Below are 10637 nucleotides of genomic sequence, written 5' to 3' on the forward strand. Positions count from 1 at the left end.
AACTGATAACTGATAACTGATAACTGATAACTGATAACTGATAACTGATAACTGATAACTGATAACTGATAACTGATAACTGATAACTGATAACTGATAACTGATAACTGATAACTGATAACTGATAACTGATAACTGAAAATGTCCAATTCCTCAACAACCTCGCAATTAAAGCCTAATAGCCCCAAAATTCTGGCTGTTGTCAACGGTAAAGGTGGTGTGGGTAAAACCACCACTGCGGTCAATTTAGCGGCAATTTGGGGGCAAAATCAGCGTGTTTTGCTGGTGGATGCGGATCCCCAGGGTTCCTCCACTTGGTGGGTAGAAAGAAATCAAGGGGATATGGTATTTGATTTAGCCAAGCAAATTAATACAGAGAAATTAGGAGAATTGCGTCAAATTATCGAGTACGATCTGATCGTGATTGACACACCACCAGCTTTGCGCTCCCAATTACTTACCGCAGTAATAGCAGAATCAGATTATTTAATTTTACCGACTCCTCCCGCACCGATGGATTTAATGGCTTTAATTGACACGGTACGCACGGCAGTTAAACCCCTAGGAATTTCCTATCGGGTTTTGTTAACGAAAGTGGATTCCCGTAGTCTTAAGGAAACTTTGGAAGCACAAAATACTTTATTAGAATTAGGTATTCCTGCCTGTCATGCTTTTGTCAGAAATTATAAGGCTCACGAAAAAGCCGTTTTAGACGGGGTAGCTATTACCAATTGGCGGGGTAAAAATGCCCAAGAAGCCAGCGCCGATTATCGTCGTGTGGCCGAAGAATTAGAACGGGATTGGTAGATTTATCGACAGGTTTTCTAAGCACAATATTTTTGCAGTAAAGAAATCACTAAATCTAGACCATCGGGCTGAACTTGAACAGTATAGGCTTCGGCTTCAATTTGCCGGCTAAAACCTTCATAATTCATAAAAAATCTTCTGGTTATTGCTGGTGGTTCTATCCCTAAATTAAGAGCTTTAACTGTTTTGCCTCCATGACAAAGTTGAGTGGCATGGACAGCTTCATGAATCAATGTTGGTCGGGCAATACCTAAGTCAAAAACTAGGGGATGAATCCAAATAATTCTAGTTTTACTATCAAATAAACCGTAGGCTCCTCGCACGGGTGGCGGGGCAATTTTGACGATGAAATTGTGTTTTTCTAGAGCTTTTTGTAGTCGTAGAAAATCTGGATTTGCTGCCGATAAATTTTCTCCTGCAGCTAATTGTATCCCTAGAAAAACAGCAGCGATTGTGTAATAAATGCCCATCCGGTGATAGTTCATATTAAAGGGAGATCAAAATTAGCAAGAGGTCTATTGATGAATCGAACCATCGGGGAGAATTGTTCCTGTTAAAATTGCCCCAGTTAATTTCACCATAATACGCTTACCAAAGCCAATTTTTGCCCCGCGTAAATCCGCCGCCGACAGATCCGCCCCGCTTAAATCGGCCCCGATGAGATTGGCTTCCTGTAAATTTGCGCCTTTAAGGTTAGCTTCGAGGAGATTGGCGCGAAAAAGATTAGCTTTGTACAGATTAGCTTTTTCTAGGTTAATTTTGTGCAGGAAGCTATCGCTTAAGTCGGCATGGCTTAAATCTGCCCCGATGAGACTGCGATTAGAGAGATCTTTTTCCTTCAGGTTGGCCCCCTGTAAATCGGCTCCGTTTAAGTCCCGATAGTGAGGGCGCCAGGCGGCCTGATTGTGAACCTGATGGTTATTCTGGGAGTGGCTGTGTTGACTATGGGTTTCTTGACTAGGGGTTTTGTGACTGTGGGTTTGTGAATTTTGGCCGGGTTGGCTAGGGTGAGGCTGATAGGGGGAAGCAGTTTTATAAGCGTGGGCGGGCTTTTTTTCAGGTTTAGGGGCGTAATTGGAGCTTTTAGGAGAATTTTGATGGATTTGCCGCAATTGCTCCCTAGCGTGGTTAATTTCTTGCAGTTTAGCGGTGGCTTTTTCCAAAAGACGCTGATTATCTTTGGGAATGCGATCGGGATGCCAAATAAACACCAAATCCTTGTAGGCCTGATTGATCTCGTCGAGAGATGCCCCATGATCTAACCCTAAAACTTTATAGTATCGCTCCAATTCTTTCATCATCGAAGTCCTAGTACAAGGATAAAAGCATTAATAACCAGAATTTTTCTGAGTCTGGTCGGATTTTCTGGGAGAGGATTTCTTTCAGGATAATTTGACTCTGGGATAGTTGCCATAAAATTTGAGAAAATGTCTGGTAATTAAGAAAATCTCGTTTTTCTATCCTGTTTTGGGCTGTAATTGTATAGCATATAACAGCAAAATTGGCAAGTTATCGATACAAAACTTAATTTATGGTCTTGGGGGTTGGGGGTTGGGGAAGTGGGGAAGTGGGGAGGTGGGGAGGTGGGGAAGTGGGGAGGTGGGGAGGTGGGGAGGTGGGGAAATTGAACTAAAACCCCAACACCCCAAAACCCCAACACCTAAAACCTGCCGACCGCCGACCGCCTCCCGACTGCTGTATGATAAAACTTGTCCCGATAGGATAAATCAAGGTTGTGAAATTTGGTCAGTGGTTGGGGTTTATCTGTTTAATAATGGCTCTGTATGTATTGTGGCAGATTCGACAGCTGTTATTATTGATTTTTATGGCGATCGTGTTTACCGTAGCCTTAAATAGATGTGTAAAAGGATTGCAGAGATTAGGGATTAAAAGGGGGTTGGCTATTTTAATTACCCTGCTGACGAGTCTAGCAATTGTGATTTTATTTTTTGTAATTATCGTTCCCCCCTTTGTTGAACAGTTCCAAAAATTAATTGAACTTTTACCGCAAGCTTGGGATTTAGTCCGCAATAACTCGCTTCGATGGCGACAACAGTTCCAATTTGATTGGTTGCCATCGCTGCCTAATTTAAGTGATTTAGTCCAGCAGTTACAACCTTTAGGAACCTTTGTTTTTAGTAACTTTTTTACTTTCTTTTCTAACTCAGTTGCGGCAATTTTGCAATTATTATTCGTGCTGGTGTTAGCAATGATGATGTTAGCCAATCCCCAACCCTATCGACAAGCTTTCTTAAAATTATTTCCTAACTTCTATCGTCGTCGTGCCGAGGAAATTCTTACCCTATCGGAAGCGGGTTTGGGTAATTGGTTGTTGGGAATTGCCATTAGTTCAACTATGGTAGGATTATTCAGTGGTTTCGGTCTTTGGGTTCTACAAATTAATCTAGTTCTCGTTCATGCTATCCTAGCAGGATTGCTCAATTTTATCCCTAATATCGGACCGACTGCTAGTGTGATTTTTCCGATACTCATTGCTGTTATCGATGCACCTTGGAAAATTGTCGCTATTCTGATTCTCTATTTTATTATCCAAAATGTCGAAAGTTATTGGTTGACACCCACTGTCATGGCTAAACAGGTATCTTTATTACCGGCAATTACCCTAATTGCTCAAATATTCTTCGCTCAAATATTTGGCATCTTAGGTTTATTATTGGCTTTACCTTTGACAGTGGTAGTAAAAACATGGTTAGATGAATTACTATTCAAAGATATTTTAGATCAATGGGATCACGGTCATAACAAATCTTAAATAATCTCGGCAAAAGTCATGAAATTAATCATTCTTACTCTCGTTATTTTATCTAATTTTTTTGCTGCTCTCCCAGCTAAGTCTGAAACGGTTCTAGAAAAAATTAAACGCACGGGATTATTAGAAGTAGCTATGAGAGAAGATGCAATTCCGTTTGGCTATCGAGATAGTAATAATAATTTGCAGGGATTATGCTTAGATTTTATCCAATTGCTTAGAGAACAACTAAAGCATAAATTAAACCTCCGGATCATCAGTGTCAAAATTTATAAATCAACTTTATTTAATCGCTTCCAGTTATTGGAAAATAAAACCGTTGATTTCGAGTGTGGTCCTAATAGTATCAGAAAAAATATACCTGATGGTGTCAGTTTTTCTCGTCCTTTTTTTGTCACGGGAACTCAGTTTTTAGTTCGGAGTGATAATCAGAAGAATTTTAACTTTTCCTCGTCCTTAGAAGGTATAAGTATTGGAGTTTTGCGAGATACCAGTACTCAAGAATTATTAAGACAAAAATATCCTCTTGCTACCTATCAAGAATTTCAAGGAGTGACGGGAAGACTGCGAGGTATCCAAAGTTTAAGAAGGAATAGAATAGATGCTTTTGCTAGTGATGGTATTCTGCTAATTGGAGAAGCTGTTATCCTCGGTTTATCCTTAGAAAAAGATTATCAACTTATCCCGCGCAATCCTTTAAATTGTGATTATTATGGTTTCATTCTTCCCGCTAATGATCCCCAATGGCAAGAGTTTATTAATGCGGTTATCGTCACCAGTGAGAACAGAAATATTTTTAAAACATGGTTTACTGAAGTTGCTTCCTATTTTATACATACCTGGCAGTATTGTCGTAATAATCCCGAAAAATCTCAGTAAAACTTAACGATTATGCTCAAAAAAAATGATTTATTTTGGTTAGTTAGTTCCAGTACAATAATCCTGTTTATTTGCAGTGCTATCAGACATATTTTATTTCAATCTAATGCTCTCGATCTTGGTTGGTTCGATCAAGGAGTTTACCTAATTTCTCAAGGAAAAACCCCGATTATATCTTTTGTTGGCTACCATATTTTAGGCGATCATATCGCTTTTATTCTCTATCCTATAGCCTTACTTTATAAAATTTATCCTAGCGTTTATTGGCTGCTTTTCTTACAAGCTTTTTCCCTTTCCCTTGCAGTTTTTCCCCTCTGGCAATTGGCTATACAAGCGGGATTAAAAGAAAAACAAGCTTATACATTAGCCTTAGTTTATCTGCTCTATCCCCTGATTTTTAATGTTAATCTCTTTGATTTTCATCCCGAAGTTATCGCAGTGCCAGCGATTTTTTGGACAATTTTGGCAGCAAGATTAAATAATCTCTGGGGATTTTGTCTAGGAATCATTATTATTCTCGGTTGTAAAGCAATTCTCTCTTTAACATTGTTGGGAATGGGTATCTGGTTACTTCTCTGGGAAAAGAAAAAAATCTCGGGAATAATTGCTATTATTAGCGGCATTCTTTGGTTTATTATCACCACGAAATTATTAATCCCTCTCCTGACAGGAAAATCGGCAGTTATCGAAATGGCTGATTCTCGATATAGTTATCTAGGAGATAGTTTGCCAGCAATTATCTTTAATCTTTTCCTCAAACCCGATCTTGTCCTGGGAAAAATCTTGACTGGCAATAATCTAGAATATCTAATCCTATTAATTATTCCCTTATTTTGGGGTTTATCCTGGCGCTATTCTGCCCCAATAATTGCCGCTATTCCCGCACTCGCTTTAAATTTATTAGCAGATCATGCCCCACAAAAAAACTTAACCACTCAATATTCCCTGCCAATTTTGCCCTTTTTATTTCTAGCGGTTATCGCCACTTTAGCCCATAATAGTAACTGGTTGAAGCAGCCTAAATGGATAATTACTTGGGCAATTATTGCCTTTCTTGCCTTAGCTAAATACGGCTATTTTTGGTCACTATATTTAAATTCCCTTGATACTTGGGCAGCTACCCAAAAAGCTCTAACCCAAATTACCACCGGTGAGAGTGTCTTGACTACTTCTAGAATTGCCCCCCATCTTACCCATCGAGAAATAATCAAATTAGCGATCGAAGGTTCCCAATCCCTAGATTTAAATCAATTTAATTATATCCTACTCGATCGCCGTCATCCCGGTTGGTCTAGTTCACCAGAACTAATTGATGATCACTTAAATAAACTGAATCAAAATGACAACTTTCGGTTAATCCTTAATGAGGATGATGTGTTTTTATATCGGGCCTTGACAACCCCTCAAGAAAAAAAATAATTTGTCGTTCCACCGATTCCAATAAATTTTCTTTATCGACGGGAAACCAGACAATATCAGCATCGGCACGAAACCAAGTGCGCTGACGTTTAGCAAATTGACGGGTGTGGAGGATAATTAGATCGATCGCCTGTTCTAAAGAAATTTCCCCGAGGAGATATTGCTTAATCTCTGCATAACCCAAAGTCTGCAAAAGTGGCAAATCCCAACCGTATTTATCCCCCAAATTCTGCACCTCTGCTACTAATCCCCTGGCGATCATTTGATGAGTACGAACAGTGATCCGCTTGCCTAAACTTTCTGGGGAACAATCTAAACCAATTTGTAAAATCGGATAAGTGGGAGGATTTTCTCCCTGCTGACTAGAGATAGGTTTTCCTGTCAGATAAAAAACCTCCAAAGCGCGTAAAGTCCTGATCTGATCATGGGGATGAATTTTTTTAGCAGCCTCCTCATCTACCTGCGTCAGAATCTGATAAAGATAGGATTGCCCTAAAGCTTGTAATTGCTGTCTTAAATCCGCTTGAGGAGAAACCCTCGGTATTTTTAAACCTTTGACAATGGACTTGATATAAAGTCCCGTACCACCGACCAAAAACAGAGGAGAATAGTGGAGAGTGGTGATTAAATCCTCAGCTTGTTCTTGGTACTGTGCTAGGGTAAAATTATGCTGAGGAGCGCAAATATCAATTAGATAATGGGGAATCCGCTGACATTCTTCTAAGCTAGGTTTAGCGGTACCAATATTAAATTCTCGATAGATTTGTCGGGAATCGGCACTGAGAATTACTGAATTAAACTTTTCGGCCAATTGTAGGGCTAAACTGGATTTTCCCGTGGCAGTTGCCCCACAAATAACAATCAGAATAGGGAAAGAGGAAGTAGTCATCGAAAATTTTGGGTGGGAAACCCCGCCGTTCTAGGTTGGCTTTACGTTAATCAGTAATCAGTGAACAGTAATCAGTAATCAGTGAACGGTGAAAAGACAGGACTGTTAAGCTAAGACGCATTTAAACAGGGTATTTTTAAGCTGATTAACAGGGGTGCATCCCACATTTGCAGAAATATCGACAATCCGCAATTATCAGTAACTCTTAAATTATTACAGATATATCAGCAGCTATCTGTAAGCATCCCACCGAAAAACTAATACGCTCTGGGGTTTGGGGGGTAGAACCCCCCAAAAGCTTGGATTGAGTGATAAAACCGAAAGTAATGCCCAATTTTAGGAGAAAGTTTCCGCTTAAAAATCCCAAATTAGTAGATTGACAAAAATTGAGATGCACCCGATTAACAGCTATTAAGTTTGTCATTAATTTTCGTTGAACAAAAAAACAGCACCCATCGGGATGCTGTTTGTCAAGAAAATGTTACAAAACTTAAGCTAAAGCCGCCATTTTCACATCGTTATGAGCGAGGATATTTTGTAACTCCTCCGCGTCCACGGTTTCTTTTTCCACTAACATTTGCGCTAACTGGTCCAAGATGGCGCGGTTATTGACTAAAACCTCTTTAGCGCGACGATAGGCCTGTTCCACTAAGTTACGCACTTCGTCGTCAATAGCTGCCGCAGTTTCATCGGAAAAATCTCGATCAGAAGCGATATCACGACCTAGGAAAACATTACCATTTTGACGACCTAAGGCCACCGGTCCCAGGCGATCGCTCATTCCGAAACGAGTTACCATTTGCCGCGCTACTCGTGCCACCTGTTGCAGGTCATTAGAAGCACCCGTAGTCACTTCTTCCTCACCGAAGATAATTTCTTCAGCTAAACGACCCCCCAAAGCTACAGCCATCTGATTTTGCAGATAAGCGCGAGAATATAACCCGGATTCCATGCGATCTTCGCTAGGAGTGAACCAAGTTAAACCCCCGGCGCGACCGCGAGGAATAATACTAATTTTCTGGACGGGATCGTAATCCGGCATTAAAGCACCCACCAAAGCGTGACCAGCTTCATGGTAAGCAACTAAAGTTTTGCGTTTTTCACTCATGACGCGATTTTTCTTCTCAGGACCTGCCAGGACACGATCGATCGCATCGTTGACCTCATCCATAGAAATCTCGGTTAAATTGCGACGTGCCGCTAAAATTGCGGCTTCGTTGAGCAAATTAGCTAGATCGGCACCGGTAAAACCGGGGGTACGACGGGCGATTTTATCGAGATCCACGTCTTGAGCCAAAGTTTTGCCTCTGGAGTGGACATTAAGGATTTCCTTACGGCCAGCGTAATCGGGACGATCTACCACCACTTGGCGATCAAAACGACCCGGACGTAATAAAGCGGAATCCAGCACATCAGGGCGGTTAGTGGCGGCGATAATGATAATACCTGTATTACCTTCAAAACCGTCCATTTCCGTTAATAATTGGTTGAGGGTTTGTTCCCGTTCATCGTTACCCCCCCCTAAACCGGCGCCCCGTTGACGACCGACAGCATCAATCTCATCGATAAAAACTATACAAGGTGCATTCGCTTTCGCTTGTTCAAATAGGTCGCGGACGCGAGAAGCACCCACCCCGACGAACATTTCCACGAATTCCGAACCGGAAATGCTAAAAAACGGGACTCCTGCTTCGCCAGCTACTGCGCGAGCGAGCAGGGTTTTACCTGTCCCCGGAGGACCGACTAAAAGGACTCCTTTGGGGATTTTTGCCCCAATTGCCGTGAAGCGATCGGCATTTTTCAGGAAGTCCACCACTTCGTTTAATTCTAATTTTGCCCCTTCAATCCCAGCCACATCACCGAAAGTAACCTGGGTTTGGGGTTCCATCTGTACTCTTGCTTTCGATTTGCCGAAGTTCATCGCTTGGGAACCGGGGCCACTTTGGGCGCGACGGAGCAAGAAAAATAAACCAACAAGAAGCAAAATGGGGAAAAAGAGGCTACTGAAGGCTCTTACCCATACTCCTTCTTCTCTTTGGGGCAGTACGGAAATATCAACGTTATTTTCTGCCAAGATGTTGATTAATTGCGGATCGTTGGGCAGGTTAACTAATACATTTGTGCCATCTTGGGTGGGTACGATCGCTCGCTGCCGGTCGGCACTTAAGCGCACGGTTTCCACTTTACCTTCCCGCACTTCCTGTAAAAATTCACTATACTTCCAAGTCTGTTGGACTGCCGGCTGGCGATCGAAGAAAGCTGAGGCCAAGGCAAGGACTACGATTAACAATAGGGCATATAGTCCCGCATTGCGCCATTTTTTGTTATTACCGTTTTTGTTCACGCTGTCGAACTCCTGATAAATTGAGGATGATCTTATCGGTTGTTAAGGGGTTGTTAATTTATGTTAACGTTTCTCAGGAACAGTGGACAGTTTTTTTAATAGACCTCTTGCAAAAATCAAAAATCTTCCGTTAGGTGAGGAGTAAGGAGCCAGTAGTCGGTCGTCAGGAGAATTAAGAATGAGCATTAATCAATTAAATGCTCTATTTAGGGTTTGCGGCAAAAAGTTTGTTGGTGGGGTTAGGGTGTGGGGTGTGGGGTGTGGGGTGTGGGGTGTGGTGGGGTTTTACCGATTTTGAGGGGGTCAATTACCTAATTTTCAGAGAAAAAGTCCCGGAATTTTCCCCCGATCACTCCCATATCTGGTACTTTTTGAGGGAAAAAAAGTCTAAAAGTCTTACCCAACAAGGTTTTTAGATTTATTCAGCCAGCCCTATTTAAGAGCCAATTTTAAAGGCTTCTAGAAATAAACTATAGGTGATACCAATTTTTAGTAAATTGAAAGATTCTCGCAGAATCGGTGCGGGTTTAGCCTGAGAACTTTTTCGGTAAACAATCCGGCTAATCGCCTCCGTAAACAGCACTAATAAACCGGCAGCGGTGACATCCCATTGAGCAGTTTGTCCAGCAGTGGTGACAATTGCCTGACCTGCAAAAGTTCCAAATAAAACACAAATTATCTGTAGGGAAATCCGCCGCCAAGGATTACCAAAAAAGCTATTAAATCGACTGCTGGTGACATTAGCCAGTGTACTTAAACGGGTGCGTTGCATGGCCATATTTATTTAGAAGTAATACGATTAAGAAGCCACAAAGAAGTAACGATACCAGTAAAGTGAGCGAGAATTGTATTAGTATTAGCCTGCACAATTAACAGGTCAACCGAATTAACAAATTGACTGGGGTTAGAGGCAACATTAAAAGTACCTTGGGGAACATTTAGGGATTTAATTAAGACGATTCCCGCTAACGCTTGCGCTCCCAAAATTGTTAAAAACATCCCGATAATATTAGCGATTAAACCCTGACGGATTAACTGAATAGTATCGGATTTTTTCGGGCGACTATCTTGATCACCCCTCAACATTTGACGGGCAATTTTCATGTAACGAGAGGAAAAGAAAATGGCAACCACCAAGAAACCAGCCCCACCAATGGCACATAAAACACCGATTTCAATGCCAGAAGTGCGTTGTCTCGTCCCTAATAAACTAGCGGTAGCAATGAGTAATAAAACCCCTGAAATTACGCCCAGGACAATCTGCGTCCAAAAACCGATTCTTCCCTGACGTAAAAGGATATTAGCAGCCCGTTGGACGGCCGGAGGCAAGGAATAAAGATCAGAATCTCTAGGGGTGGATATATTGGTAATTTCTGACTGTTTGTCTCTCATCGAAAAACTGGGTCTGAAACCCCGCCCTTTAGCGATAGCGGAGGGCGGCTTTATATGAATTAGTGAGAAACAATTAAACCGTTAGAACGACGAATTAACTGAATCTTGCTAACAGCTATCTGTCCCAATCGTGTCCA

General features: G+C 41.5%; 11 protein-coding genes. 4 read left to right on the plus strand and 7 right to left on the minus strand.

Annotated elements, in window-relative coordinates:
- Positions 1 to 141 precede the first annotated feature (141 nt).
- Positions 142 to 807, plus strand: a complete 666-nt coding sequence (locus IM479_RS10745; protein ID WP_286826634.1) for a ParA family protein — start codon at positions 142 to 144, stop codon at positions 805 to 807.
- Between the two features lie 17 nt (positions 808 to 824).
- On the opposite strand, the gene IM479_RS10750 is transcribed toward IM479_RS10745, so the two are convergent.
- Complete coding sequence (locus IM479_RS10750; RefSeq protein ID WP_287078577.1) at positions 825 to 1277, minus strand: DUF8637 domain-containing protein; 453 nt, start codon at positions 1275 to 1277, stop codon at positions 825 to 827.
- A gap of 45 nt (positions 1278 to 1322) precedes the next feature.
- Complete coding sequence (locus IM479_RS10755) at positions 1323 to 2105, minus strand: pentapeptide repeat-containing protein (protein ID WP_287685792.1); 783 nt, start codon at positions 2103 to 2105, stop codon at positions 1323 to 1325.
- 437 nt (positions 2106 to 2542) lie between these two features.
- On the opposite strand from IM479_RS10755, the gene IM479_RS10760 reads away from it, so the two are divergent.
- From IM479_RS10760 to IM479_RS10770, 3 genes are read left to right on the plus strand one after another with little or no spacing between them, the layout of a single operon-like run.
- On the plus strand, positions 2543 to 3580 hold the full coding sequence (locus tag IM479_RS10760; RefSeq protein ID WP_287685784.1) for an AI-2E family transporter: 1038 nt from the start codon (positions 2543 to 2545) through the stop codon (positions 3578 to 3580).
- Positions 3581 to 3598: 18 nt separating this feature from the next.
- On the plus strand, positions 3599 to 4456 hold the full coding sequence (locus tag IM479_RS10765) for an amino acid ABC transporter substrate-binding protein (RefSeq protein ID WP_287685786.1): 858 nt from the start codon (positions 3599 to 3601) through the stop codon (positions 4454 to 4456).
- Between the two features lie 12 nt (positions 4457 to 4468).
- The gene (locus IM479_RS10770; RefSeq protein ID WP_287685788.1) at positions 4469 to 5875 is read left to right on the plus strand and encodes a DUF2079 domain-containing protein; all 1407 of its coding nucleotides are present in this window, start codon (positions 4469 to 4471) and stop codon (positions 5873 to 5875) included.
- Here IM479_RS10770 and miaA read toward each other — a convergent pair.
- The 5 genes from miaA to IM479_RS10795 all read right to left on the minus strand — a co-directional run bounded on the left by miaA (position 5817) and on the right by IM479_RS10795 (position 10500).
- The gene (gene miaA, locus IM479_RS10775) at positions 5817 to 6764 is read right to left on the minus strand and encodes a tRNA (adenosine(37)-N6)-dimethylallyltransferase MiaA (RefSeq protein ID WP_286826679.1); all 948 of its coding nucleotides are present in this window, start codon (positions 6762 to 6764) and stop codon (positions 5817 to 5819) included. The genes IM479_RS10770 and miaA overlap by 59 nt on opposite strands.
- 205 nt (positions 6765 to 6969) lie before the next feature.
- Positions 6970 to 7188 (minus strand): hypothetical protein, encoded by a 219-nt coding sequence (locus IM479_RS10780; protein ID WP_287685794.1) that lies wholly within the window; start codon positions 7186 to 7188, stop codon positions 6970 to 6972.
- Between the two features lie 66 nt (positions 7189 to 7254).
- Entirely contained in the window at positions 7255 to 9108 is a 1854-nt protein-coding gene (ftsH3, locus tag IM479_RS10785) for an ATP-dependent zinc metalloprotease FtsH3 (RefSeq protein ID WP_287685790.1), read from the minus strand.
- Between the two features lie 436 nt (positions 9109 to 9544).
- On the minus strand, positions 9545 to 9886 hold the full coding sequence (locus tag IM479_RS10790) for a DUF565 domain-containing protein (RefSeq protein WP_286826680.1): 342 nt from the start codon (positions 9884 to 9886) through the stop codon (positions 9545 to 9547).
- Positions 9887 to 9888: 2 nt separating this feature from the next.
- A complete protein-coding gene (locus IM479_RS10795) occupies positions 9889 to 10500 on the minus strand; it encodes a DUF3611 family protein (protein WP_002800798.1) in 612 nt (203 codons plus the stop codon).
- Positions 10501 to 10637 lie beyond the last annotated feature (137 nt).

The sequence above is a fragment of the Microcystis sp. M165S2 genome, from assembly GCF_020245885.1.
Taxonomy (GTDB): domain Bacteria; phylum Cyanobacteriota; class Cyanobacteriia; order Cyanobacteriales; family Microcystaceae; genus Microcystis.